This window comes from Streptomyces sp. NPDC042259, assembly GCF_055582085.1.
Window position 1 is genome coordinate 1 of the sequence record NZ_JBVJDW010000001.1, and the last position, 25057, is coordinate 25057.

27 protein-coding genes and 1 rRNA gene are annotated in these 25057 nt (G+C 71.4%); 9 read left to right on the forward strand and 19 right to left on the reverse strand.

Features of this window, described 5'->3' with window-relative positions; all coding sequences use genetic code 11:
* A 16S ribosomal RNA gene (locus ACZ6MA_RS00005) occupies positions 1-87 on the reverse strand; the annotation flags it as partial.
* Positions 88-670: 583 nt separating this feature from the next.
* On the reverse strand, positions 671-1318 hold the full coding sequence (locus ACZ6MA_RS00010; RefSeq protein WP_469429743.1) for a DNA-3-methyladenine glycosylase: 648 nt from the start codon (positions 1316-1318) through the stop codon (positions 671-673).
* Between the two features lie 52 nt (positions 1319-1370).
* Between ACZ6MA_RS00010 and ACZ6MA_RS00015 the strand changes: the two genes are divergently transcribed.
* Entirely contained in the window at positions 1371-2153 is a 783-nt protein-coding gene (locus ACZ6MA_RS00015) for a sporulation protein (protein WP_469429744.1), read from the forward strand.
* A 91-nt stretch (positions 2154-2244) separates the two neighbouring features.
* Here ACZ6MA_RS00015 and ACZ6MA_RS00020 read toward each other — a convergent pair whose 3' ends face one another.
* A complete protein-coding gene (locus tag ACZ6MA_RS00020; RefSeq protein ID WP_469429746.1) occupies positions 2245-2676 on the reverse strand; it encodes a barstar family protein in 432 nt (143 codons plus the stop codon).
* A complete protein-coding gene (locus ACZ6MA_RS00025; RefSeq protein ID WP_469429747.1) occupies positions 2673-3125 on the reverse strand; it encodes a guanyl-specific ribonuclease in 453 nt (150 codons plus the stop codon). Before ACZ6MA_RS00025 ends, ACZ6MA_RS00020 begins: the two co-directional genes overlap by 4 nt.
* 84 nt (positions 3126-3209) lie before the next feature.
* On the opposite strand from ACZ6MA_RS00025, the gene ACZ6MA_RS00030 reads away from it, so the two are divergent.
* Positions 3210-3749: a YbhB/YbcL family Raf kinase inhibitor-like protein gene (locus ACZ6MA_RS00030; protein ID WP_469429748.1), complete on the forward strand. Its 540-nt coding sequence runs from the start codon at positions 3210-3212 to the stop codon at positions 3747-3749.
* A 389-nt stretch (positions 3750-4138) separates the two neighbouring features.
* A complete protein-coding gene (locus ACZ6MA_RS00035; protein ID WP_469429750.1) occupies positions 4139-4642 on the forward strand; it encodes an HNH endonuclease in 504 nt (167 codons plus the stop codon).
* Positions 4643-4730: 88 nt separating this feature from the next.
* Here the strand turns inward: ACZ6MA_RS00035 and ACZ6MA_RS00040 are convergent, their stop codons facing one another.
* The 4 genes from ACZ6MA_RS00040 to ACZ6MA_RS00055 form a co-directional block, all read right to left on the reverse strand.
* Positions 4731-5498, reverse strand: a complete 768-nt coding sequence (locus ACZ6MA_RS00040) for a sulfite exporter TauE/SafE family protein (protein WP_469429751.1) — start codon at positions 5496-5498, stop codon at positions 4731-4733.
* A 103-nt stretch (positions 5499-5601) separates the two neighbouring features.
* Entirely contained in the window at positions 5602-6537 is a 936-nt protein-coding gene (locus ACZ6MA_RS00045) for an SPFH domain-containing protein (protein WP_469429753.1), read from the reverse strand.
* Positions 6538-6676: 139 nt separating this feature from the next.
* On the reverse strand, positions 6677-7099 hold the full coding sequence (locus ACZ6MA_RS00050) for an NfeD family protein (protein ID WP_469429754.1): 423 nt from the start codon (positions 7097-7099) through the stop codon (positions 6677-6679).
* Between the two features lie 116 nt (positions 7100-7215).
* Complete coding sequence (locus ACZ6MA_RS00055) at positions 7216-8007, reverse strand: ABC transporter ATP-binding protein (protein WP_469431124.1); 792 nt, start codon at positions 8005-8007, stop codon at positions 7216-7218.
* Between the two features lie 108 nt (positions 8008-8115).
* On the opposite strand from ACZ6MA_RS00055, the gene ACZ6MA_RS00060 reads away from it, so the two are divergent.
* Positions 8116-8916, forward strand: a complete 801-nt coding sequence (locus tag ACZ6MA_RS00060) for a hypothetical protein (RefSeq protein ID WP_469429756.1) — start codon at positions 8116-8118, stop codon at positions 8914-8916.
* A gap of 81 nt (positions 8917-8997) precedes the next feature.
* Here the strand turns inward: ACZ6MA_RS00060 and ACZ6MA_RS00065 are convergent, their stop codons facing one another.
* From ACZ6MA_RS00065 to ACZ6MA_RS00080, 4 genes are all read right to left on the reverse strand, one after another.
* Positions 8998-9273 carry a chaplin gene (locus tag ACZ6MA_RS00065; RefSeq protein ID WP_469429758.1) on the reverse strand — a complete coding sequence of 92 codons (276 nt, stop codon included), beginning with the start codon at positions 9271-9273 and terminating at the stop codon, positions 8998-9000.
* 181 nt (positions 9274-9454) lie between these two features.
* Positions 9455-9691, reverse strand: coding sequence for a chaplin (locus ACZ6MA_RS00070; RefSeq protein WP_469431126.1), 237 nt, complete (start codon positions 9689-9691; stop codon positions 9455-9457).
* A gap of 150 nt (positions 9692-9841) precedes the next feature.
* On the reverse strand, positions 9842-10519 hold the full coding sequence (locus tag ACZ6MA_RS00075; protein ID WP_469429759.1) for a response regulator: 678 nt from the start codon (positions 10517-10519) through the stop codon (positions 9842-9844).
* Complete coding sequence (locus ACZ6MA_RS00080) at positions 10512-11669, reverse strand: GAF domain-containing sensor histidine kinase (RefSeq protein ID WP_469429760.1); 1158 nt, start codon at positions 11667-11669, stop codon at positions 10512-10514. The genes ACZ6MA_RS00075 and ACZ6MA_RS00080 overlap by 8 nt, the downstream gene beginning before the upstream one ends.
* A 339-nt stretch (positions 11670-12008) precedes the next feature.
* On the opposite strand from ACZ6MA_RS00080, the gene ACZ6MA_RS00085 reads away from it, so the two are divergent.
* Positions 12009-12710, forward strand: a complete 702-nt coding sequence (locus ACZ6MA_RS00085) for a nitroreductase family protein (protein ID WP_469429762.1) — start codon at positions 12009-12011, stop codon at positions 12708-12710.
* 339 nt (positions 12711-13049) lie between these two features.
* Positions 13050-13754, forward strand: coding sequence for a transglycosylase SLT domain-containing protein (locus ACZ6MA_RS00090; RefSeq protein ID WP_469429763.1), 705 nt, complete (start codon positions 13050-13052; stop codon positions 13752-13754).
* A gap of 292 nt (positions 13755-14046) precedes the next feature.
* Here ACZ6MA_RS00090 and ACZ6MA_RS00095 read toward each other — a convergent pair whose 3' ends face one another.
* Complete coding sequence (locus ACZ6MA_RS00095; protein ID WP_469429765.1) at positions 14047-16629, reverse strand: ABC transporter ATP-binding protein/permease; 2583 nt, start codon at positions 16627-16629, stop codon at positions 14047-14049.
* A 256-nt stretch (positions 16630-16885) separates the two neighbouring features.
* Here ACZ6MA_RS00095 and ACZ6MA_RS00100 point away from each other — a divergent pair, with 256 nt between their 5' ends.
* A complete protein-coding gene (locus ACZ6MA_RS00100) occupies positions 16886-18514 on the forward strand; it encodes a streptophobe family protein (RefSeq protein ID WP_469429767.1) in 1629 nt (542 codons plus the stop codon).
* Between the two features lie 443 nt (positions 18515-18957).
* Positions 18958-20190, forward strand: a complete 1233-nt coding sequence (gene serB, locus ACZ6MA_RS00105) for a phosphoserine phosphatase SerB (protein WP_469429768.1) — start codon at positions 18958-18960, stop codon at positions 20188-20190.
* A gap of 341 nt (positions 20191-20531) precedes the next feature.
* Here the strand turns inward: serB and ACZ6MA_RS00110 are convergent, their stop codons facing one another.
* The 4 genes from ACZ6MA_RS00110 to ACZ6MA_RS00125 form a co-directional block, all read right to left on the reverse strand.
* On the reverse strand, positions 20532-21050 hold the full coding sequence (locus ACZ6MA_RS00110) for a SixA phosphatase family protein (RefSeq protein ID WP_469429769.1): 519 nt from the start codon (positions 21048-21050) through the stop codon (positions 20532-20534).
* 84 nt (positions 21051-21134) lie between these two features.
* On the reverse strand, positions 21135-21341 hold the full coding sequence (locus ACZ6MA_RS00115) for a hypothetical protein (protein ID WP_469429771.1): 207 nt from the start codon (positions 21339-21341) through the stop codon (positions 21135-21137).
* A gap of 186 nt (positions 21342-21527) precedes the next feature.
* On the reverse strand, positions 21528-21644 hold the full coding sequence (locus ACZ6MA_RS00120) for an SGM_5486 family transporter-associated protein (protein ID WP_260420554.1): 117 nt from the start codon (positions 21642-21644) through the stop codon (positions 21528-21530).
* 20 nt (positions 21645-21664) lie between these two features.
* A complete protein-coding gene (locus ACZ6MA_RS00125; RefSeq protein ID WP_469429773.1) occupies positions 21665-22996 on the reverse strand; it encodes a CynX/NimT family MFS transporter in 1332 nt (443 codons plus the stop codon).
* Positions 22997-23042: 46 nt separating this feature from the next.
* Between ACZ6MA_RS00125 and ACZ6MA_RS00130 the strand changes: the two genes are divergently transcribed.
* Positions 23043-23723 (forward strand): FadR/GntR family transcriptional regulator, encoded by a 681-nt coding sequence (locus ACZ6MA_RS00130; protein WP_469429774.1) that lies wholly within the window; start codon positions 23043-23045, stop codon positions 23721-23723.
* Positions 23724-23780: 57 nt separating this feature from the next.
* Here the strand turns inward: ACZ6MA_RS00130 and ACZ6MA_RS00135 are convergent, their stop codons facing one another.
* Both ACZ6MA_RS00135 and fabI read right to left on the reverse strand, forming a co-directional pair.
* A complete protein-coding gene (locus tag ACZ6MA_RS00135; protein WP_469429776.1) occupies positions 23781-24107 on the reverse strand; it encodes a hypothetical protein in 327 nt (108 codons plus the stop codon).
* A 179-nt stretch (positions 24108-24286) separates the two neighbouring features.
* Positions 24287-25057, reverse strand: coding sequence for an enoyl-ACP reductase FabI (gene fabI, locus ACZ6MA_RS00140; RefSeq protein ID WP_469429777.1), 771 nt, complete (start codon positions 25055-25057; stop codon positions 24287-24289).

Here is a 25057-nt window from a genome sequence, read left to right on the forward strand (position 1 = left end):
CCACCCCGAAAGGCTTCATCGTTCGACTTGCATGTGTTAAGCACGCCGCCAGCGTTCGTCCTGAGCCAGGATCAAACTCTCCGTGAATGTTTACCGGCTATCCGGTGACACTCGCGTTGAGCGGCACAACCAGACGGAATAAGTCCGGTCGTGCACAGCGTCCTCGCTGTGTTGTTGCCTGACAGACCCCGAAGGGACCGGCAGGACTTTTCAAAGGAACCGCGTCCCGATCCTCACGGACCGGAGACGGGGTATTTTATAGTCTGGCGTTGACTTTTGGCACGCTGTTGAGTTCTCAAGGAACGGACGCTTCCTTTGTACTCACCCTCTCGGGCTTTCCTCCGGGCGCTTCCCTTCGGTATTTCGTGTTCCGACTCTATCAGATCCTTTTCCGTGCCGTTCCCGGCTCGAATTCGTTTCCGATCCCCGTCGAAAGGGGGTTTGTTTCGCGCCTTTCGGCGTGAGCACTACGTTAGCGGATTTCCCTGGTGGCTCCTAATCGAGCCGATCGCAATCCTGTTTCGGCACAGCCGAAACAGGACCCCGATCCGGGGTGTGTCCTTGTAGTAGTGGTTGTGCCACCCAGCGGTCCACGCACACGGCGCTGCCCGTCTCAAGCGGCTCGGGCCACGTTAGGCGCTTCGCGCTCCAGAGTCAAGCACCCTCCACGCTACTCCTTCTTGCCCCGGTGACGCGGCACATGGGCCCGGTAGGGACTGACGGTCGGGTCCCCGTCGGTCCAGAAGCGCCAGGGGTGCGTCGCGCCCTCGCCGCCGACGCCCGTGCGGGGGCCGCTGCGGACATGGGCGGCGGGCACAGGGGTGCCGGTGAGGACGGAGAGCGGGGCCTTCGGGCCGGCGCAGATGTCGATGCCGTTCAGGGTGCGGTCGATGTCGAGGGCGGTGGCGAGCCGGGCCGGGCCCTGGGCCAGCTCGCGGTCCTTGCGTGCCTTGGGGCGGCGCGCGCGGGCGAGGTCGGCGCCCTTCGTCACCTCTCCCCCGCGCAGGAGCACACCGCTCGCGGTGCCTTCCGGGCCGCAGACCAGGTTGAGGCTGAACCACATGCCGTAGATGAAGTAGACGTAGGCGTGCCCGGGTGGTCCGAACATGGAGGAGTTCCGCTCGGTGCGGCCCCGGTAGGCGTGGGAGCCGGGGTCCGCCTCGCCCGCGTAGGCCTCGACCTCCGTCAGACGGACCTCGATCGGCCCGTCGGGGGTCATACGCACGAGGGTCCGGCCCAGGAGGTCCGGTGCGACCTCCAGGACGGGACGGTCGAAGAACTTCCGGTCGAGTGGCATACGGTCAGGCGCGGCGATCATGCCAATCGAGCGTAACGGAAGGGTCCGGGAAACGGGCCCGGGGAGGAAGAGCATGGGTTTCAAGAAGCTGCTGGCGAGCCTGGGGGCCGGAGGCGCTTCCGTCGAGACGGTGTTGTTCGAGGAGAACGTCGTCCCTGGTGGGGTCGTCCAGGGTGAAGTGCGGATCCAGGGCGGCTCGGTCGCGCAGCGGATCGAAGGACTGACCGTGGGCCTCCAGGCGCGGGTCGAGGTGGAGGGCGGCGACGGCGAGTACAAGCAGGACGTTCAGTTCACCCGGCTCCAGCTGGGTGGTGCCTTCGAGGTGCAGGCCGGGGCCGTGCACTCGGTGCCGTTCGCGCTGGAGGTCCCGTGGGAGACGCCGATCACCACGTTCATGGGCCGGCATCTGACCGGGATGGACGTGGGCGTGACGACGGAGCTGGCGATCGCCCGTGCGGTGGACTCCGGTGACCTCGATCCGGTGAACGTCCACCCGATGCCGGCCCAGCAGGCCATCCTCGACGCGTTCGGGCAACTGGGCTTCGCGTTCAAGAGCGCCGACCTCGAGCGGGGCCACATCCGGGGGACGCGGCAGCAGCTGCCCTTCTACCAGGAGATCGAGTTCTTCGCCCCGTCGCAGTACCGGGGTCTGAACGAGGTCGAGCTGTCGTTCGTCGCGGACGACCGCGAGATGGACGTCGTGCTGGAGATGGACAAGAAGCCGGGGCTCTTCACGGAGGGCAGCGACTCGTACCGCTCGTTCACCGTCGATCTGCGGTCGTTCGCGCAGACCGACTGGGCGGCCTATCTCAATCAGTGGCTCGCGGAGGTCGGCGGCCAGCGCAACTGGCTGTGACCGGCGCAGGGGCGCGCGTGCGGCGCGCCCCTCTACCGGTGATGCCCGCACCGGTGATGCCCGCACCGGTGATGCCCGCCGGCAGGCGTCGTCAGGCGAGCAGCACCGTCAGCGGGAACTCGCTGTCGGCCCAGTGCTCGACGGTCTCGGCGAAGATGGCCTGGGCGGTGCGGGCGTCCTCGGGGGCCGCGCCGCGGAACGTGGCCCAGTCCACCGCGATCAGCAGACAGCCGCGGACCTTGCCCGCCTCGCGCCACCAGGAGAGGTCCATGAGGCAGTCGGCGAGGGCGTCCCAGTTGTGGCCGAACCAGTCGGGGAAGTCGAGATCGGCCGCGCAGCGGTCGAGGAAGGCCGCCTTGTCGGTCACGCCGGACAGGCGCAGGGGCGCGGCCCGCCAGTCGGCGTCGGCGGCGAGCGCCAGGGCGCGGGCGGGGGTGTCGGCGGGCGGCAGGTCGTAGACGCCCGGCGGGGTGGAGCCGTTGAGGAGCGCGGAGAGCCCGGGTGCGGGCAGCGGGCCGGTCATGGTTGTACCACCGCTTCGAAGGTCTGGTAGTGGTCGCCGGTGTAATAGCGCTCGGCGTGGTCACCGGTGATGATGCGGCGGGCGCCGCGGGTGCGGGCGCCCGGGGTGGGGACGGTGTACTCGTGGTAGTACCCGCGGGCCTGCTTGGGCAGCCGGTTCTCGTAGTTGCCGAAGACGGTGCCGTCCTTGTCGTACGGGAAGGGGCCGCCCCTGTCGATGAGTTCGAGGGTACGGCGGGCTTCGGCCGGAAGCCTGTCCCGGGTGACGGTCTTCATGCCCTTCGCCCAGGCGGGGGCGGCGGTGGACGCGGGCGGGGTCTTGTCGGCCTTGGAGGCACCGGAGGTGCATGCCGGGAGCAGGAGCAGGGGGAGCGAGGCGAGCAGCACGGTCAGGGTGCGCAGGGGCCTGCCCGCCGGCCGTCCGTGTCGTCGTCCGTTTTGTCGAAGCACACTCCGTATGGTCGCAGCCGGTGCCGGTCACGGCCTCGTTAGGCTGGGCACTTTCACTGATCCGCGCGTACAGGAGGTGTTGAGGTGTCCGAGCAGAAGAGGCGGCCGCTCCCCCACGAGTTCCACCCGCCGGTGCCCTCGTTCACGGTGGTGAGCGAGGACGTGGTGCAGGGCGGGAAGTTGGGTGACGCCCAGGTGCAGAGCGGGGGCAACACCTCGCCGCAGTTGCGCTGGGAGGGCTTCCCCGAGGGTACGAAGAGCTTCGCCGTGACGTGCTTCGACCCGGACGCGCCGACCGGCAGCGGGTTCTGGCACTGGTCGCTGTTCGACATCCCGGTGTCGGTGACGGAACTGCCGGCCGGTGCGGGGAGTGCCGGGTTCAAGGGCCTGCCCGAGGGTGCGGTGCACGTGCGCAACGACTACGGGACGCGGGACTTCGGCGGGGCGGCGCCGCCGCCCGGGGACGGGCCGCACCGTTATGTCTTCACGGTGTACGCGGTGGACCGGGAGAAGCTGGGCCCGGACGAGGATGCCACCCCTGCCGTGGTGGGCTTCCACTTGCGGTTCCACGCGCTGGCGCGGGCCGAGCTGATCGGCGAGTACGAGATTCCCGCCCGGGCCTGAGTCCGGTGCCCTCCGGGCGTTTCCCGTGGGCGGCGTCCGGAAATTCCGTTGCGCCCCGCCGTCGCGGACCCGCACAGTGGTGCATGGCTGACGGCGCTCTTCCGGCCGTCGGGCAGCGGATACCGCAGTGGCGGGGGCGGCGGGGCGCGTGAGAGCGTCCGTGGTCTGCCGGAACCCGGCCTGGGCCGGGTGCCCGCGTCCGCTGCCGTGCGCTCCGGGCCCGTGTTCGTACGGGGGAAGGGCCCGGAGCGTTTCCCCCTTCCCGCTTTTCGCGATGTTTCCCCAACTTCCTTTCGCGCTGCGGAAATTGCGTTGTTCCCGGCCGTCCTCCCCGGCACAGTTGAGCCATCTTTGCCGCTGGGGCGGGGACGGTCCGGGAGGTGGACGCAATGCGGGAGACGTTGGTTCTCAATGCGAGCTTCGAGCCGCTGGCGACGGTGTCGTCGCGCCGGGCGGTGGTGCTCGTGATGCAGGACAAGGCCGTCGTGGAGCAGGCTCATCCCGCGTTGCGGATCCGCGCGTCGGCCGTCGAAGTGCCGGTGCCCCGGGTGATCAGGCTTTCCCGGTACGTACGGGTGCCGTTTCGAAGACAGGCGCCGTGGACGCGGCGGGGTGTGCTGGTGCGTGACCGGCACCGGTGCGCGTACTGCGGTCGGCGGGCGACGACGGTCGATCACGTGGTGCCGCGTTCGCGCGGGGGTGCGGACAGCTGGCTGAACACGGTCGCCGCGTGCGCGGAGGACAACCACCGCAAGGCGGACCGTACGCCCGAGCAGGCGGGGATGCGGTTGCTGAGCCGGCCCTTCGAACCGACGCCGTCCCAGTCGCTGTTGTTCGCGCTGGGGGCGGACGGCCGGGCCGGCCTTCCCTCGTGGCTGGCCGCGTCGGCGTAGCGGCTCACCCGCTGCTTCGTCCGCGACCGCCGGAGGGGCCGGTCTCGGCCCGTCCGGCGGTCGCGCCCGCGACGGTGCGGGCCGGGTGTCACGCCAGCAGCAGTTGGGCGATCGCGACGATGCCGACGACGACGATGACCGCGCGCAGGGCGGTCGGGGGGAGACGGCGGCCGACCTTCGCACCGATCTGGCCGCCGATGGCGGACCCCACCGCGATGAGTACGACCGCGGTCCAGTCGAAGTCGGCGACGAACAGGAAGAAGAGGGCGGCGACGCCGTTGACGACGACGGCGAGGATGTTCTTCAGGCCGTTGATGCGCTGGAGGTCGTCGCGCAGGAGCAGCCCCATGAGGGAGAGGTACAGGACCCCTTGGGCCGCGCCGAAGTAGCCGCCGTACATGCTGGACAGCAGCAGGCCGACGATCAGGGCGACGCCGCCGTCGCCGCTTCCTTCGGTGCCGTTGCGTTCGCGGCGGCGGGCGAGGGCCCTGGCGAGCCGGGGCTGGAGGACGACGAGCACCAGGGCGATGGCGATGAGGGCGGGCACGATCGCGTCGAAGGCCTTCGACGGGAGTGCGAGCAGCAGGATCGCTCCGACGAGGCCGCCGATCAGGGCGGTGACGCCGAAGCGGAGGACGCGGCGGCGCTGGCCGCGCAGTTCACGGCGGTAGCCCAGGGCGCCGCTGATGTTGCCGGTGACGAGGCCGAGCGTGTTGGAGACGTTGGCGGTGATGGGGGGCAGTCCGGTGGCGAGGAGCACCGGAAAGGTGAACAGGGTGCCGGAGCCGACGATGGTGTTGATGGTGCCGGCGCCGATGCCGGCCGCGAAGACCGCGAGTGCTTCCCAGATGGACAATGCCATCTCCTTTGGTCAGTGTGTCGCCTCCCCGCCGGTTAAGGGGTCGAGGGGCCACACTGATCATGCACCAGGACTGATCTTCGTCAACAGTGGACGGGCTTCAGTCGATCGTCGGCTGCTCGCGGCGCGGGGGCTCCTTGGTCTCCTTCGAACCCCGGCTCATGGGGCCGAAGTTGCCGACGGCGCCGCTGAGGCCCTTGAGGGCGTCGCCGATTTCGCTGGGCACGATCCAGAGCTTGTTGGCGTCGCCTTCGGCGATCTTCGGGAGCATCTGGAGGTACTGGTAGGACAGCAGCTTCTCGTCGGCGTCGCCCGCGTGGATGGACTCGAAGACCGTGCGGATGGCCTGGGCCTCGCCCTCGGCGCGCAGCGCGGCGGCCTTGGCCTCGCCCTCGGCACGCAGGATGGCGGACTGCTTCTCGCCCTCGGCGGTCAGGATCTGCGACTGGCGGATGCCTTCGGCGGTGAGGATCGCGGCGCGCTTGTCACGGTCGGCGCGCATCTGCTTCTCCATCGAGTCCTGGATGGAGGTCGGCGGCTCGATGGCCTTGAGCTCGACGCGGTTGACGCGGATGCCCCATTTCCCGGTGGCCTCGTCGAGGACGCCGCGCAGGGCGGCGTTGATCTCCTCGCGGGAGGTGAGGGTCCGCTCCAGGTCCATGCCGCCGATGATGTTGCGCAGGGTGGTGACGGTGAGCTGCTCGATGGCCTGGATGAAGCTGGAGACCTCGTAGGTGGCGGCCCGGGCGTCGGTCACCTGGTAGTAGATGACGGTGTCGATGTTGACGACCAGGTTGTCCTGGGTGATCACCGGCTGCGGCGGGAACGGCACGACCTGCTCGCGGAGGTCGATGCGGTTGCGGATGGAGTCGATGAACGGGACGACGATGTTCAGGCCCGCGTTGAGGGTGCGGGTGTAGCGGCCGAAGCGCTCGACGATGGCGGCGCTGGCCTGTGGGATCACCTGCACCGTCTTCATGAGGGCGATGAAGACGAGCACCACCAGGATGATCAGGACGATGATGATCGGTTCCATCGTGGCTCCCCGTGCCTTGGTCGTGATGTCGGGTCCGGTCGATCGGACCGCCGGTCGGGGCAGTCGTTGATCGATTCCCTGAAGTCTTTCAGAACCCTCCGCCGCCGTGCAGGCGTTGGGCCCACATCGCGTGGATCGCTCACATCACGACGGCCGTCGCGCCGTCGATCTCGATGACGTCCACCTGCTGCCCCGCCTCGAAGATCCGCTCGGTGTCGTACGAGCGGGCCGACCAGATCTCCCCGGCGAGCTTGATGCGGCCACCGCCGGCGTCGACCCGCTCGACCACGACGGCCTGACGGCCCTTGAGGGCGTCGACTCCCGACATCAGCTCGGGGCGCTGCGCCCTGTGCCGGGCGGCGATGGGGCGCACCACGGCGATGAGGGCGACGGAGACGGCGGCGAAGATCACGAACTGTGCCACGGTGCCGCCGCCGAGGGCGGAGGTGACGGCGGCGGCGACGGCTCCGACCGCGAACATGCCGAACTCGGGCATCGCGGTGACGACCAGCGGAATACCCAGCCCGACGGCGGCGACGAGCCACCACACCCATGCGTCCACCCGTTCATGGTAGGCGCGGGGGCGTCGGCGGGACAGGGCGCCGGGGAATGCTTCGGGGCGCCTCCCCCGGTCCTCGGGCGCGGGCCGGGGGGTGAGCGCCCGTGGGCGCGGCGTCGTTACGAGAGCGGCAGGCCCTGGGCGGTCCAGCGGTCTCCGTGGCGCTCGACGATCAGGGGGAGGCCGAAGCAGTGGGAGAGGTTGCGGGAGGTGAGCTCCAGCTCGACGGGGCCGGCGGCGAGCACCTTGCCCTGTCGGATCATCAGGACGTGGGTGAAGCCGGGCGGGATTTCCTCGACGTGGTGGGTGACCATGACCATCGAGGGGGCGAGCGGGTCCTTGGCGAGCCGGCCGAGACGGCGGACGAGGTCCTCGCGACCGCCGAGGTCGAGGCCCGCGGCGGGCTCGTCGAGCAGCAGCAGCTCGGGGTCGGTCATCATCGCGCGGGCGATGAGGGTGCGCTTGCGCTCGCCCTCGGAGAGGGTGCCGAACTTCCGGTCCAGGAAGTCCGTCATGCCGAGCACGTCGAGGAAGGCGCGGGCGCGCCGCTCGTCGACGTCCTCGTAGTCCTCCTGCCAGGTGGCCGTCATGCCGTAGGCGGCGGTCAGTACCGTCTCCAGGACGGTCTGGGTGCGCGGCAGCTTGTCGGCGAGGGCGATGCCCGCCATGCCGATGCGGGGGCGCAGCTCGAAGACGTCCACCTTGCCGAGCTTCTCGCCGAGGACCGTGGCCGTGCCCTTGGTCGGGAAGAGGTAGCTGGAGGCGACATTGAGGAGAGTGGTCTTGCCGGCGCCGTTCGGGCCGAGGATGACCCAGCGCTCGCCCTCCTTGACCGACCAGGAGACCTGGTCCACCAGAGCCCGGCCCTCGCGGACCACGGATACGTCCACCAGTTCCAGCACATCGCTCATGAGCGCGTTGTCTCCCATTGCAGTCTCGTCGTCGCTTCGCCTGTCGGCGCAGCCCCCGGGGAAAACCTACGCCACCGGCTGTCGGTGCCAGTCCTTAGGCTGGTGACCATGCTCGATGAACATCGCTCAGGACGGCTCACAGCGTGGGGAAATGCCCTGATTGCCGGATTTGCCGCGCCCGATGACGCCGCACACCACATCACCGGGGACGACGTTGTGCATCGCGTCACCGGTCTGCCCGGGGAATCGGGGCCGGTCGGACTGACCCTCGCGCTGGGCAGGCTGCGCGCGCTCGGGGCGAGGGGGCTGCGGCTCGCGCTTCCCGCGCCGGGCCATCCGCTGGGGCTGAGCGGCCCGCCGGAGTTCAACGCCCGCGCGCTGGAGGCCGAGGAGGCGGTCGTCGCCACGGGGGTGGCGCTCGGGCTCGTTCCGGAGGTGTACGAGGCGGGACCCGAGGGCGATGTGCACGTGGAGGTGCTGTGGCACTGCCTGCCCGTGCGGGACACCCCGCCCGCGGACGTCCCCTCGCTCGGGGAGGCCGAGCGGGAGCTGGCCGAGGCCCTGCGTGATGCGACGGAGGTGCTCTCCCGGCTGGACGTGGCGGGTTCGGGCCCGGTGGCCCAGGCCGCCCTGGACGCCTACCGGGCGCGGGCCGAGCGGGGGCGCGAGGTGCTCGCGCCCGGATACCCGCCGCGCGCGGTGCGGGTCCTGGAGCTGGCGCAGCGGGTGGGCGCGCTGATCGCGATCGCCTGCGAGCCGGGCGACCGCGAGGGCCGTGAGCACGGTGGGGCGGTGAGCGCGTCGGAGATCGCCGCGCGGGCCGAGGCGCTGCGGCCGGTGGAGCGGACGGCCCGCCGGGCCCAGGTGGCGGCGTACAACGCCATGGTGGAAGAACGGGAGCGGCGCTGACCTCATGCGGACGTGCGAGAAGGCCCTGCGGACCGACCGGTCCACGGGGCCTTCTCCGACGCTCGGGGCGAGACGGTTGTGTCAGGCGTTGACGCAGGTGTTGCCGAACGTGGGGTTGAGGATGCCGAGGAGGATGTCGACGGTGTTGCCGCAGATGTTCAGCGGCACGTCGATGGGCACCTGGATGACGTTGCCCGAGACGATGCCCGGCGAGCCCTTGGTCACGCCGTGGGCGCCGGCGCCATGACGGCCGTCGCGCCCGTTGTGATCCTCGTTCGCGGACGCGGCGCCGGCGGTGGTCCCGACGACGACGCCTGCCGCGGCCAGAACGAGGACGGCCTTTTTGGCACTGTTCATGAGGTGTCTTCCTTTTGCTGATGTCCCAGTACGCGACCCCAGCCGCGGGGTCGCGTACTGATGAACGCCAGCGAACCGCCGATGGCACGGCCAGCGGCGGTGTTGCCCTCATTCGGACGATCGCTCGTCGCCGGAGCCCGGCCCCGTCGGAACGGGGCCGGGCGGGCGGAACGGGTCCGCGTTACTTGTTGACGCAGGCGTTCCCGGCGGCGGGGTTGAACAGGCCGACCACGCTGACGGTGTTGCCGCAGAGGTTCACCGGGATCTCGACGGGCACCTGAACGATGTTGCCGGAGACGATGCCGGGGGAGTTCTTCGCCTCGGCGTGGGCGCCGTGCGCGGAGGCCGTGCCCGCCCCGGCGAGGGCGAGACCGCCGACGGCGATGGTGACGGCTGCGGCCTTCTTCATGTTCTTCACTTCTTTGATGCCTTCCTGAAACGTTGCCACGGCCAGCCGCCGCGGTACGCATGGAGAACGGGTCACCGCCGGTCTGGATGCGGGGCCGGGCCTACGACCACACGACCGTATGAATCTCTGATCAGAAGACGACGTTCCGTTAAGCCGGGCTCAGTCCCCGATCCCGTGGCGTACCGCCCACAGCGCCGCCTGGGTCCGGTCGGCGAGGTCGAGTTTCATCAGGATGTTCGACACGTGGGTCTTGACAGTCTTCTCGGACAGCACGAGGGCACGGGCGATCTCCCGGTTGGACCGGCCGTCCGCGATCAGCGCGAGCACCTCCCGCTCCCGTTCGGTCAGCCCGTTGCCCCGCCCGTGGCCGCCACCGGTCTCCTCCTGGGCCAGCAGGGCCCCGGCGACCTCGGGCTGCAACAGCACATGCCCGGCGTGCACGGACCGGATCGCGCCGGCCAGGGCGTCGGGGTCCACGTCCTTGTAGACGTAGCCGGCCGCCCCGGCCCGGAGCGCCGGGACGACCGTGCGCTGCTCGGTGAAGCTGGTGACGATCAGCACCCGGGCGGGGTTGGCCAGCTCGCGCAGCTTGCGCAGCGCCTCGATGCCGTCGGTGCCGGGCATCTTCACGTCCATCAGGACGACGTCGGGCCGCAGCTCCTCGGCGCGGGCGACGCCTTCGGCGCCGTCCGCCGCCTCACCCACCACCTCGATGTCGTCCTGGACCTCCAGGAACGTCCGCAGCCCCCGGCGCACCACCTGGTGGTCGTCGACCAGCAGGACCCGGATCGCCCTTCCGCCGGGGCGCTCCGCGCCGCCCTCGTGTGCCTCAGACACCCGGCACCTCCATCTCGATCGTGGTGCCCTTGCCGGGCTCCGATGTCACGGTCAGCCTGCCGCCGACGCCGCTCGCCCGGTCCCGCATCGAGACGAGGCCGAGGTGGCGGCCGGCCCGGCGGACGGCCGAGGGGTCGAAGCCCCGGCCGTCGTCGGCCACGCGCAGCACCACCACCGGGCCGACGCGGCTGACGACGACCTCGACGCGCTCGGCGCCGGAGTGCCGCAGCGCGTTGTGCAGGGCCTCCTGGGCGACGCGCAGCATCGCCTCCTCCTGGGCGGCGGGCAGGGCCCGTACACCGTTCGCGGCGAAGGTGACGTGTGCGGCATGGGCCCGGTCGAGGACCTTGATCTGGGTGCGCAGGGTGGCGACCAGCCCGTCCTCGTCGAGCCCGGCGGGGCGCAGCTCCACCACCGCGGCGCGCAGCTCGTCGGCCGCCTCGGCCGCGAGCTGCGCGACCTGCTGCAGCTCGCCCTTGGCGCGGGCGGGGTCGCGGTCCACCAGGGCGGTGGCGGCCTGGGCGGTCAGCCGCAGGGAGAAGAGCTTCTGGGCGACGGCGTCGTGCAGCTCGTGGGCGAGCCGGGCCCGCTCGCCCGCGATGGTCAGCTCACGGCTGCGCTCGTAGAGGCGGGCGTTGGTGAGGGCTATGGCGGCGTGCTGGGCGAGCACGCCGAGCAGTTCCTCGTCCTCGGCGGTGAAGCCGCAGCCGCCGCGCTCGGACGGGGTCCGCCGCGCCGTCCTCTTGTTGGCCAGGAACAGCGCGCCGAGGATCTCGTCGCCGTCGGCGACGGGCATGCCGAGGAAATCGCTCATCTCGGGGTGGGCGTCGGGCCAGCCCTCGAAGCGGGGGTCCTCGCGGACGTCGGCGAGGCGCTGGGTGGTGGCCTCCCGGAGCATCGCGGCGAGGATCCCGTGCTGGCGCGGCAGCGGACCGATGGCCTTCCACTCCTCGTCGCTGATGCCGTCGACGACGAACTGGGCAAAGCCGCCGTGATCGTCGGGAACGCCGAGCGCCGCGTACTCGGCGTCCAGCAGCTCGCGGGCGGAGACGACGATCGTCTTGAGCACGTCACGCACCTCGAGGTGCCTGCTCATGGCGAGGAGCGCGGTACTCACGGCGGTGAGGCCGGAGCGTGGGCCATTGGTCATGGCTTCACCGTATCGACGGGCAAGGGGGGACGTATCCGCCCAGCGTCGCCCGGGGGTAGGTCTCAGGGCCTAGGCCGCTGCGTGGCGGTGTCCTCAATCGCCGGACAGGCTCGATTCGAGCCTGTCCGGCGATTGAGGACGCGCCCGCAGGGCGCCATGCCGCCGCAGGCGGCAAAGACGGCCCGCAGCCGAAGAAGAGGCCGGCCAGGCCAGAGGCGCTCGCCGCCGCACGCGGCACAACGGACCCGCCGGGAAGGCACAGGCATGGGCCCCGAAACCACGGGCACAAGAATCCGCATGTGCCCCTCATCGCGGCCGTCCGGGGACCAGACTCGAGATATGTCTATACCAACGACACGATGGACCCCCACCCACGGTGACCCCTACCGGCCGGTGCCCTACCGCCCCGAGCGGATGCCCGCCGAGGAGTCCCTCGCCCGCGCCGCCGAGCTGCGGGAGCGAATGGACCGGCGCCGGACCGTCCGGCGGTTCTCCGCCGACCCGGTGCCCGAGCAGGCCGTGCGGGACGCGATCGCGTGCGCGGCCACCGCGCCCTCCGGGGCGCACCAGCAGCCATGGACGTTCGTGCTGGTGAAGGATCCCGAGGTGCGGCGGCGGATCCGGGCGGCGGCGGAGGAAGAGGAGCGGATCTCCTACGACGGCCGGCTGGGCGAGGAGTGGCTGGCGGCGCTGCGGCCGCTGGGCACCGACGAGGTCAAGCCGCACCTGACGGACGCGCCCGCGCTGATCGTGGTCTTCCAGCAGCGCTACTGGCTGGGCGAGGACGGCGACAAGCGCAAGCACTACTACGTGGACGAGTCGGTCGGCATCGGGGTGGGGATGCTGCTCTCGGCCCTGCACCTGTCGGGGCTGGCGGCGCTGATCCACACGCCGAGCCCCATGCGGTTCCTGGCGGAGGTGCTGGGCCGCCCGGCGAACGAGAAGGCCTTCGCGGTGATCCCGGTGGGGTATCCGGCGGCGGACTGCCAGGTGCCGGATCTGGTCCGCAAGAGCCTCGACCAGGTGCTCGTCGAGATCTGACGGGCCCCCCGGGGCCCGGGCGGCCACATCCGCGTACGCGAACGGTCACACCGGGCGACCGTCGGGACTCTCCGGTGTGACCCCGCGCATAGGACCCACATCACTTACGAACTCGGCTAGTGGACGGATAAGACTGCTGTAAGCGGGTAGCCGGGGCGTTTTCGGTGCCCTTCGCACCCCCCGCCGCAACGAAGCGGGATAGTACGTCACACCTTTGCCACACGATTTTGCAGCCGCTAACAATTGCCCAGTCGCACGGCGCCGTCGAACGAAACACGGCGCTCACCGCGCCAGTCCGGCCCTTGCGACTCACGCGATTGGAAGAGGTTCCGCTCACTCATGCGCTCCCCCATCTCTGGTTATAGCCGCCTGCCCAAGGCCCACAAGCTTTCCGTGGCCGGTATCGCCGCCGTCGGCGCCGCCTCGCTCGCCTTCGCCGTCGTCCCCGGTGCCGCCGCCGACGAGGACAAGCAGTCCGTCGGCGTCAAGCCGGTCGCCTGGAGCGCCTCCGAGTTCGGTACGGAGCACCAGCAGAACGAGCTGACCAAGCAGTCCGACAACGCCGCCAAGCTGGCGAAGGCGCAGGCCGAGGCCAAGAAGAAGGCCGACGCCGCGGCCGCCAAGGCCAAGGCCGACAAGGAGCGGGCCGACAAGGAAGCCGCGAGCCGTTCGGCCGCGCGCAAGCCCGCCCCGGTCGCGCCCGCCCCGGCGAAGAAGGTCTACGCGAACAACCTCGACGGTTGGATCAACGAGGCGCTGGACATCATGCGCGCCAAGGGCATCCCCGGCTCCTACGAGGGCATCAAGCGCAACATCATGCGTGAGTCGACCGGCAACCCGCGGGCGATCAACAACTGGGACATCAACGCCATCAACGGCATCCCCTCCAAGGGCCTGCTCCAGGTGATCGACCCGACCTTCAAGGCGTACCACGTCGAGGGCACCTCCTGGGACATCTACGACCCGGTCGCCAACATCACCGCGGCCTGCAACTACGCGGCCGACAAGTACGGCTCGATGGACAACGTCAACTCCGCGTACTGAGAGTCGACGGCAGCGTCTACGCCGAAGGGCGGCACCCGGATCGGGTGCCGCCCTTCGGCCTGCGGCGGGCGAGGCTCCTCTTGCCTGCAGGCCGTCTTTGCCGCCTGCGGCGGCGAGCGCCGCTTGCCTGGGCGGCGCCTCCTTCGGCCTGCGGGCCGTCTTTGCCGCCTGCGGCGGCTTGGCGCCCTGCGGGCGCGTCCTCAATCGTCGGACGGGCTGATTCGGCTGAGGTCAGCCACAACCAGCCCGTCCGGCGATTGAGGACAGCGCCGCGCAGCGGTGCGGTGGTGCCCTAGTTGCGCATGACCTCCGGCTCATGGCGGCGCAGCAGGCGCGCGACCGCGAAGCCGCAGATCACACCGAGGATGATCAGCACGGTCATGTCGATGCCCCACTGGGCGGCGGTGTGCTCCCAGAGCGGATCGAAGTTCTTCGGGTCGCCCTTGTCCATCGGGGCCATGATGTGCGAGAGGTCCAGCGTGGCGCCGGCGGCGCCGATGGCCCAGCGGGACGGCATCAGCCAGGCGAACTGCTCGATGCCCGGCGAGTCGTAGATCTTGAACATGATGCCGGTGAAGACGACCTGGACGATCGCGAACATGACCAGCAGCGGCATGGTCTTCTCGGCGGTCTTCACCAGGGCGGAGATGACCAGGCCGATCATCATCGAGGTGAAGCCGAGGGCGATGATCACCAGGCAGAGTTCGGCGGCCGGCAGGGCCTTGAGGATCAGCCCCTCCGCCGGCAGCTCGCGGACCGAGAAGCCGATGGCGGAGATGATGACGCCCTGCACCGCGGTGATCAGTCCGAGGATGATCACCTTGGACATCAGATACGCCGAGCGGGAGAGGCCGACGGCGCGCTCCCGTTCGTAGATCACCCGTTCCTTGATCAGCTCGCGGACGGAGTTGGCCGCGCCGGAGAAGCACGCGCCGACCGCGAGGATCAGCATGATCGTTCCGGCGTCCTGGTTGAAGTGCCCCTTTCCGGGCGCCGCCAGGCCGAAGTCGGAGGGGATGACGCAGCTGACGCCGCCGAGCACGGCGGGCAGGATGAGCATCAGGCCCATGAAGCCGCGGTCCGAGGCGATGACCGAGACGTACCGGCGCATCAGCGTCCACAGCTGGGAGCCCCAGCTCTGCGGCTTGGGCGGGCGGACCATCTGGGGCTGTACGTGTACGGCCTGCGGGGCGACGGCGTCGAGGTCCGCGGCGTACAGCTGGTAGTGCTGCGAACCGCGCCAGCGGCCCGACCAGTCGTAGTCCCGGTAGTTCTCGAAGGCGGAGAAGACGTCGGCCCAGGTCTCGTACCCGAAGAAGTTGAGCGCCTCCTCCGGCGGGCCGAAGTAGGCGACCGAGCCACCGGGCGCCATGACCAGCAGCTTGTCGCAGAGCGCCAGCTCGGCGACGGAGTGGGTGACGACGAGGACCGTACGGCCGTCGTCGGCGAGCCCGCGCAGCAGCTGCATGACGTCGCGGTCCATGCCCGGGTCGAGACCGGAGGTCGGCTCGTCCAGGAAGATCAGCGACGGCTTGGTGAGCAGCTCCAGGGCGACGGAGACACGCTTGCGCTGACCGCCGGAGAGGGAGGTGACCTTCTTGTCGGCGTGGATGTCGAGCTTCAGCTCGCCCAGGACCTCCGTTATGCGGGCCTCGCGCTCCGAGGCCGCGGTGTCGCCGGGGAAGCGGAGCTTGGCCGCGTACCTCAGCGCCTTCCGGACGGTGAGTTCCTTGTGCAGGATGTCGTCCTGCGGGACGAGACCGATGCGCTGGCGCAGTTCGGCGAACTGCTTGTACAGGTTCCGGTTGTCGTAGAGGACGTCGCCCTCGTTGGCCGGGCGGTAGCCGGTGAGCGCCTTGAGCAGGGTGGACTTGCCGGAGCCGGACGGGCCGATGACCGCGATCAGCGACTTCTCCGGGACGCCGAAGGAGACGTCCTTGAGGATCTGCTTGCCACCGTCGACGGTGACCGTCAGATGACGGGCGGAGAAGGAGACGTCGCCGGTGTCGACGAACTCTTCCAGGCGGTCGCCGACCAGGCGGAACGTGGAGTGACCGACACCGATGATGTCGTTCGGGCCGATGATCTGCTGGCGGACCGGCTGACCGTTGACGTACGTGCCGTTGTGGCTGCCGAGGTCGACGATCTCGAAGCGGCCGTCGTGCGTGGCCCGGAACTCGGCGTGGTGCCGGGAGACCTGGAGGTCGGAGACGACCAGCTCGTTCTCCAGGGAACGGCCGATGCGCATCACCCGGCCGAGCGCCATCTGGTGGAAGCTGGTGGGGCTGCGGTCGCCGTGGGCGGGCGGGGCTCCGGCGGCGCCGCCGGGCGCCTGGTACGCGGGCGACTGCTGCTGCGGGACGTACGCCTGCTGGTGCTGCGGCTGCTGGTTCTGGGGCTGCTGCCAGCCGCCGCCCTGCTGCGCGGGCGCCTGGTACTGCTGCGGCTGCTGGGGCTGCTGCCAGCCCATGCCCGGCTGCTGCTGGTGCTGGGGCGGTGCCTGCCGGCCCTGGACGGGCGCGGCCATCGCGGTGTGCGCGTTGTAGATGTCCGCGACGGGTGCGGAGGCGCCGGCGACGGTGAGATTCAGCCGCGGGCCGTCCGTCGCGTTGCCCAGGTTCACCGCCTGGCCGGGGCCGATCTCCATCTGCTGGATCCGCTGGCCCTGTACATAGGTGCCGTTGGTGCTGCCGTGGTCCTCGATGACCCAACTGTGCCCGCCCCACCGCACGGTGGCGTGCCGCCACGAGACCCGGGCGTCCTCCAGCACCATGTCACCCTGGGGGTCGCGCCCCAGGGTGTACGACCTGGACGGATCGAGCGTCCACGTCTGTCCATTCAATTCCAGTACGAGTTCCGGCACTCCATGCCCCACTACTTGTCCCCCGATGCACCCCTCGCGCAGGAAGTCTGCACAGGGAGTCTAGGGATGGCGAACATCGGGTGGAACTATTTCAGGCCCGGTGGCCGATCCGAAACTCGGGGACTGACGCAGTCGTGTAACAGGCACCGTTGGGTCGGCTCACAGGCACCGTTGACTCGGCCGAAACTCGCCCGGAGAGTAGTAACCGCCCATGGATGCGTACGGAACGTGCGCTTCCGGGGCAAGGGGTCGGGATCGGGGGGCCGTGATGACCATCGGCAGCGGTAGCCGCCGCGTGCGCGGCGCACATGTACTGCTCACCGCCATAGCGGCGGTGAGCTGGTCTTTCCTCACCATGGCGGCGGTCGCGGCGGCGGGCCTGCATCTGCTCGGGGCGGACGGGGCGGGCGCGCTCGGCCCCATGACGGCGGCCGCGATCGTACTCGCCGTGGGGGGATCCGTCACACCTTCGGGCGATGTAGAGGCGTTTGGTCTCCAGGCGTCCGGCGCGTCCACCGCGATCGACGTCGCGCCTTTGGGGGTGAGCCTGGCGGGGGCGCTGCTCCTGGGCTGGGTCTTCGCCCGGTCGCTGCGGGCCGCCGGGGGCACCCCGCGCCCGGTGGAACTGCTCGCCCGGGTGATCGCGGTGGCCGGGCTCTTCCTGCTGCTGCTCGCCGGGCTCGCCTGGGCGGGCGAGGACACCGTGACCATCGACGGCAAGGAGCTGGGCCTTCCCGGCAGCGGTACGGGCGGGGGCCCGCATCTGGAGATTCCCGGCCTCGGCGACATCGGCGGCGGTCTGCCGGACCGGCTCGCCGATCTCGCGGGCGCCAAGGCCGCGGTCGGATTCAGTGTGCGGACGGGGCCCTCGCTGCTGGCGGGAGCGCTGTGGGTGCTCACCGTCCTGGTGATCGCGCTGCTGGTCTCGCGCCGGGCGCCCCTGCCGAGCGGCTGGGGCGCGGTGGACCGCGCCGTACGCCCGGCGGTCTCGGCCCTGTGCGCGGTGCTGGTGCTGGCGGTCGGCGCGGGTCTCGCCGCGGCGGCGTACGCGGCGGGGAGCGACGACCATCCGCGGCGGGTGCTGGGAGCGGCGCTGCTCGGGACGCCGAACGGGGTGTGGCTGGCGGTACCGCTGGGGCTGCTGGTCCCCTGGCGGGGCTCGGCCAGCGGGGCGCTCACCCAGGTGCTGCCCGCCCCGCTGGACGAGCTGCTGGGCATGCGCGCGGACGAGACGGTGACGGTGGGCCGGCTCGCGGAGTTCGACAGCCGGGTGTGGCTGCTGACCGTGGCGTGCGTGCTGCTCATGCTGACGGCGGGGCTGCTCACCGCGGTCCGCACGCCGCGCGACGGGGCCGGGCCGGTGGGTTTCGCCGCCCGGTGCGCGCTGCGGCTCGGTCTCGTCTCGGCGCTCGTGCTGCCGCTGCTGGTGCTGCTGACCCGGGTGAAGGCGGACGCGAGCCTGTCGGTGCTGGGCTTCGACGCCTTCGGCGCGGGGCTGGAGCTGAGCGGAAACGCCCCCGCGGCCTTGGCGCTGGGGGGCTTGTGGGGGGCCGGCGCCGGGGTGTGCGGGGCGCTGCTGGCCTGGATCACGGGCGCGGCCGGCCGCCGGGCCACCGGGCGCGCGCCGGGGGCGGGCGCGGCCGGCGCGCACCCCGATCCGGTCTGGCTGCCGGGGCCGTACAACCCCTCGTCGTCGTACCGTCCCTCGCGCGGGGACACCAACCCCTATCTACGGCCGGGCGTAACCGACCCGCCCCACTCCCCCGGCCCCGGCGACCCGAGCGCCCAGACCCAGACCTGGGCGGGTCCACCACCCCTGCCGCCCCGCCCCCGACCGCGCTACGGAACTCCCCCGGAGGAGCCACCCCCACCCGGGGTACCGGGGCGCCGACGCTGACGCGGACCGGACGGGACGGCTGGGCCGTGTCCGACGGATCACGTGGGCAGACGCTGCGGCCCGTGGCGTGTGCACCACCGCTGCGCGGCGGTGTCCTCAAGCGCCGGACAGGCTCACTTTCAGCCTGTCCGGCGCTTGAGGACGCGCCCGCAGGGCGCTCAGCCGCCGCAGACGGCCGGACGGCCCGAAGCCGAAGAAGACGCCGGCCAGGCGAGAGGCTCGCCGCCGCGGGCGGCAACGACGGCCGGTAGCCGAAGATGCGCCGGACACGGCAGTGTGGCACCCGTCCGGTGCAGCCCGGCCCGGCCGGAGCCCATCACCGCCCGGGGGCAGGGGCGCCCGGCCGGTCCGGTCCGATCCCGCGGCCAGCGGGACCGTGCCCGTCCCGGTCCCCGGGACACTTGTGCGGGGCTGGCGGGGCGCCGGATAACGTAGGGGTCACCATGAGCGCATCGCAGACCCCGCCTGCCAACGCCGTACTCGGCGACGACGACCCGACCCTCCTGGTCAAGATCTTCGGGAAGGACCGGCCGGGCATCACCGCCGGGCTCTTCGACACTCTCGCCGCCTACGCCGTGGACGTCATAGACATCGAGCAGGTCGTCACCCGGGGCCGGATCACCCTGTGCGTCCTGGTCACCGCCCCCGAGGGGGGAACCGGTGCCGAGGGCGGGCTGCGGGCGACCGTGCACAGCTGGGCGGAGTCCCTGCGGCTCCAGGCGGAGATCATCTCCGGCAGGGGCGACAACCGGCCGCGCGGTACGGGCCGTTCCCATGTGACCGTGCTCGGCCACCCGCTCACGGCGGAGTCGACGGCGGCCATCGCCGCCCGCATCACCGGCACCGGCGGCAACATCGACCGCATCTTCCGGCTCGCCAAGTACCCCGTGACGGCGGTGGAGTTCGCGGTCTCGGGCGCGGAGACGGAGGCGCTGCGCACCGCGCTGGCCACCGAGGCGGCCGCACTCGGGGTCGATGTGGCGGTCGTGGCGGCCGGGCTCCAGCGGCGGGCGCAGCGCCTGGTGGTGATGGACGTCGACTCGACGCTGATCCAGGACGAGGTCATCGAGCTGTTCGCGGCACACGCCGGCTGTGAGGCCGAGGTCGCGGAGGTGACCGCCCGGGCAATGCGGGGCGAGCTGGATTTCGAGCAGTCGCTGCACGCTCGGGTGGCGTTGCTGGCGGGGCTCGACGAGTCGGTGGCGGAGAAGGTGCGCGCGGAGGTCCGGCTCACACCGGGTGCCCGGACGCTGATCCGGACGCTCAAGCGGCTCGGATATCAGGTGGGCGTCGTTTCCGGCGGTTTCACCCAGGTCACCGACGATCTGCGGGAACGGCTGGGGCTGGACTTCGCTTCCGCGAACACGTTGGAGATCGTCGACGGCAAGCTGACGGGCCGGGTCACCGGCGAGATCGTGGACCGGGCGGGCAAGGCCCGGCTGCTGCGCCGGTTCGCCGCCGAGGCGGGGGTTCCGCTGTCGCAGACCGTGGCGATCGGGGACGGCGCGAACGATCTGGACATGCTCAACGCGGCGGGCCTGGGCGTGGCGTTCAACGCGAAGCCCGTGGTGCGCGAAGCGGCGCACACCGCCGTGAACGTGCCGTTCCTCGACACGGTGCTGTACCTGCTGGGTGTCACCCGCGAAGAGGTCGAGGCCGCCAACACGCACGAGTGACCGGACGGGGGCCTGGACGATGCCTCTCGCCTGGCCGGCGGTCTCTTCGGCTGCGGGCCCGTCCTGCCGCCTGCGGCGGCTTAGCGCCCTGCGGGCGCGTCCTCAAGCGCCGGACGGGCTTGATTTGGCTGGCCTCAGCCGCAACCGGCCCGGACGGGCTGCTGGGGACAGGCCCAGCCAAGCCCGTCCGGCGATTGAGGACACAGCACAGCAGCCCGTCCGGCGCTTGAGGACACCGCACAGCAAGCCCGTCCGGCGATTGAGGACACCGCCGCGCAGCGAGACGTGCGCCTGCCACAGCCCGCGAGGGCAAGCGCACATCCAACGAAAAGCCGGCCAGGCTACTCGTGAGGGGCCCAGAACTCGACCAGTCGGCCGACGCCGTGCTCGACGGACTTCCACGACCCGGCCAGGGTGAGCACCGCGAACGCCGCGGTGGGGAATCCGGAGCGGTTCATCCGGGCGAGGAGATCACCGTCGGCCTCACCCGCCAGAGCGTCGGCCAGGGCGTGCATACCGGGGTTGTGCCCGACGAGCAGCAGGTTCTGGACCTCGTCCGAGGTCTCGTTGACCAGCGCGATGAGTTCACCGAGGGACGCCTCGTACAGCCGGTCCTCGTAGACCGTCCGGGGGCGTTGCGGAAGCTCATGGACGGCGAGCTTCCAGGTCTCGCGGGTCCGGACGGAGGTGGAGCACAGGGCCAGGTCGGGGACGATGCCGGCCTCGGCGAGGCGGCGGCCGGCGGTCGGGGAGTCCCTGCGGCCGCGCTCCGCGAGCGGACGTTCGTGGTCGTCCACGTCGGACCACTCGGCTTTGGCATGGCGGAGAAGGACGATCCTGCGGGTCGGTTCGGCGCTCATGTTTTCCAGCTTCGCATGAAACGGACGGCGAGGCGCGGGGTGTTGGGAGGCTCGCCCCGAGGGGGTACTCGAGCCCCGCCCGGCTCAGCTTCCCAGGGTGTGCCGGAGGAACTCCAGGACCCGGGGCAGAGTGCCGGTGCCGACGGCCGTGGAGGCGGTGTCGGCGGAGGCGGGCGAGGCCAGCAGGAGGAACAGCGCCACGAAGGCGGCGGCGGGCAGCGCCAGCGCCCACCACGGCAGCCGGGGCTGCGCGGTGGTGCCGGGGGTCCGGTGCGGCGTACCGGCGGACATGGGATCGCCTCCGAGTGATTCGGTGCACCGCCTCGTCGCGGTGTACTGCGAATCTACGGAGCCGGGCGCCCCTCCCCCATCCGGTGAGCCACCCACTTGTCCCTGACGCCCGCCCCTAGGGGATGGTGGGGCCAGCCCCACCCCGCCCGGAGCGCGGCGGCGCCGGGCGGGGGCGGCGGGACGGGGTCAGGGCGAGGCGAGCGTCGCGATGACGCCGATGACGACGGTGATGCCGAGCATCACGCCGAGAATGGTGACCAGGGTCTTCTGGCCGTTCTTGGGGTTCGGGTCGAGCACGCTCATGGCACCAGTGTCGCACTCGCTCACGCGGCGGGGGCGGCGGGTCGGGTCTCGTCCTCGACGGTCCGGTCCCGGCCGGCCAGCACGCCCGCCACGGCCTGAGGCACCATCAGGGCCGCCATCAGGGCGATCGGCAGGTCCCAGCCGCCGGTGCGCTCGTAGAGGGCCCCGACGAGCAGCGGGCCGGGGATGGAGATGAGGTAGCCGGTGCTCTGGGCGAAGGCGGACAGCCGCACCACGCCCGCGCCGGACCGGGCCCGCATCCCGATCATGGTCAGGGCCAGCGGGAACGCGCAGTTGGAGACTCCGAGCAGCAGCGCCCAGGCCCAGGCGCCGGCGGCCGGGGCCAGCCACAGCCCGGTGTAGCCGGTCAGGCCGAAGGCGGCGAGGACGACCACCAGGACGCCCTGGTGGGGCAGCCGGGCCGCCAGCCGGGGCAGTACGAAGGAGAGCGGCACCCCCATCAGCATGGTCGTGGCGAGCAGCACCCCGGCGGTGGACGCGGAGACCCCGGCGTCCCGGAAGATCTGCGGCATCCAGCCCATGGTGATGTAGGCGCCGGTGGCCTGGAGGCCGAAGAAGACGGCCAGGGCCCAGGCGGTGGGGCTGCGGGTGATGCGCACGGCCGTATCGGCGGGCGCGGTGTCGGCGCCCGGTGCGGCCGAGGGACCGGCGGTGTTCGCCGTGCGGGCCGTCCGGCCGCGCGCGACGGCGAGCCAGACCAGGGCGGCGGCGGCGGCGAGCAGGGCCCAGATGCCGAGGCCGAGCCGCCAACTGCCGCCCAGGGCGTCGGTCATGGGCACGGTGGCGGCCGCGGCGAGGGAGGTGCCGGCGGACATGGCCATGGAGTAGATGCCCGTCGTCGGGCCCACCCGGTCCGGGAACCAGCGCTTGACGATCACGGGCATGAGGATGTTGCTGACCGCTATGCCGGCCAGCGCGAGGGCGCTGAGCGCGAGGAAACCGGCGGTGCCGCCCGCGTAGGGCCGGGCGGCGAGGCCGACGGTGATCGCCACCATGCCGGCGCAGACCACCGCGGCCGGGCCCCAGCGGCGGGCCAGCCGGGGCGCGGCGAGGCCGAAGACCGCGAAGCACAGGGTGGGCACGGAGGTGAGCAGTCCGGCGAGGGTGCCGCTCATGCCGAGGTCGTCGCGGACCTCCTTCATCAGCGGACCGAGGCTGGTGATGGCGGGCCGCAGGTTGAGGGCGGCGATGACGAGCCCCACGACGAGCAAGGCGCGCCGGCCCGTGCCGCCCGGCTCCGGCGCGGCTCCGGCCGCCGGTCTGCGCGCGGTGGTACGGGTGGGGACGGCGGTGTCGGCCGCCGTGAGGTCTTCGTCTGTCCTGGGTGCCATGAAGACCATCATAGAATCATGGGATGAATCGTCGGAACGGAATTCCATGCCGCTGAACTCGCCCCGGCGCTCCCCGCTCGTCGACCAGGTGATCGCCGGGCTCCGGAACCAGGTCACCTCCGGCGAATGGCCGGTCGGCTCGCGCATCCCCACCGAACCGGAGCTGGTCGAGCAGCTCGGCGTGGCCCGCAACACCGTGCGCGAGGCCGTACGGGCCCTCGCGCACAACGGGCTGCTGGACATCCGGCAGGGCTCGGGCACGTATGTGGCCGCCACCAGTGAGCTGGCCGGCGTGATGCGCCGGCGCTTCGCCCAGGCGGATCCGCTGCACGTGGCGGAGCTGCGCAGCGCGCTGGAGACGAAGGCGGCGGGGCTGGCGGCCCGGCGCCGCACGGAAGCGGACCTGCGGCAGCTGGATACGCTGCTGGAGCGGCGTGAGCGGGCCTGGGACTCGGGGGACGCGGAGCGGTTCGTCGAGGCCGACGCCACCTTGCACTCGGCGGTGGTCGCGGCGGCGCACAACGAGGTGCTGGCCGAGCTGTACGCGGACCTGGGCTCGGTGGTCCGCGACTTCCTGCGCGCGGACGTCGGCCCCGAGCTGCGCCCCGAGGCGCACACCGACCACGCGCGGCTGGTGGCGGCGATCCGGGAGCAGGACGAGGCGGCGGCGTCGGCCGAGGCGGGTGCCCATCCGTTCGGCTGCCGCCAGGGTGCGGCACGGGGCTGAGCTTTTCGCACATCCCCGGGGGGACGCGTCGGCGGACGGCCTCAGAGCGGGCGGCGGTCAGCCCGGGGTGTGCGTCACCCAGGCGTGACGTATCTCCAGCCAGCAGCGCTGGGCGAGGGAGGCATGGCGGGCGGGGTCGACGGTGACCGGGGCGGTGTCCATGTCCGGATCCCACCAGCGGGCGCATTCGACGTGCAGCTGGACGTGGTCGGGGCGCGCGTTGCCGTTGAAGCAGACGGCGGTGGCGTGGGAGCCGCGTATGCGGGTGCGGCACTCGGCCTCATGGGGCTCCACGGTGGCCGCAGCCGCGGCGGGGGCGAGGGAGCCGGCGAGGGCGACCGCGGTGAGCAGCAGCGCCGCCGCGCGGCGGATCGGTGCACGCACGCCCGTACCTCCTCCCCGCGGGGCGCCGGGGACCTCCCGGTCCTCCCAGTGTGCGGGCGACGGGCGCGGTTCTCGACTCGGGGACGGGCGCGGGGATGCGTACCGGGACGCGCGAAGGCCGCGTGACCTCGTCCCGGGGGACGCGGTCACGCGGCCTTCGCGCGCCGGTGGACGGAGTCCTAGGCGCCCATCATGTGCACGCCGCCGTCCACGTGGACGATCTCACCCGTGGTGCGCGGGAAGAAGTCCGAGAGCATGCCGACGATGCTGCGGCCCGTGGGCTCCGGGTCGGACAGGTCCCAGCCGATCGGGGCGCGGTGGTTCCACACGTCCGCCAGCTCCTCGAAGCCCGGGATGGACTTGGCGGCCATCGACTTGATCGGGCCCGCCGAGATCAGGTTGCAGCGGATGCCCTTCGGACCCAGGTCGCGGGCGAGGTAACGGTTGGTGGACTCCAGGGCCGCCTTGGCCACGCCCATCCAGTCGTACTTCGGCCAGGCGATCTGCGCGTCGAAGGTCATACCGACGACCGCGCCGCCCTGCTGCATCAGCGGCAGGCAGGCCATGGTCAGCGACTTGTAGGAGTACGCGGAGACCTGGACCGCCGTGGAGACGTCCTCCCAGCCCGCCTCCAGGAAGTTGAAGGCGCCCTGCGGGCCGAAGGCGATGGAGTGCACGATGCCGTCGAGACGGGCGTCGTCGCCCTGCAGCTCACGGACCTTGTCCGCCAGCCCGTCGAGCTGCTCCTGGTTGGTGACGTCCAGCTCGATGACCGGCGCGGGCTTCGGCAGCCGCTTGGCGATGCGCTCGACGAGCGAGAGCCGCCCGAAGCCGGTCAGGATGACCTCGGCGCCCTCGTTCTGGGCGACCTTGGCGGCCTGGAAGGCGATCGAGGACTCCGTGAGGACGCCCGTGATGAGGATGCGCTTGCCTGCGAGGATTCCACTCAT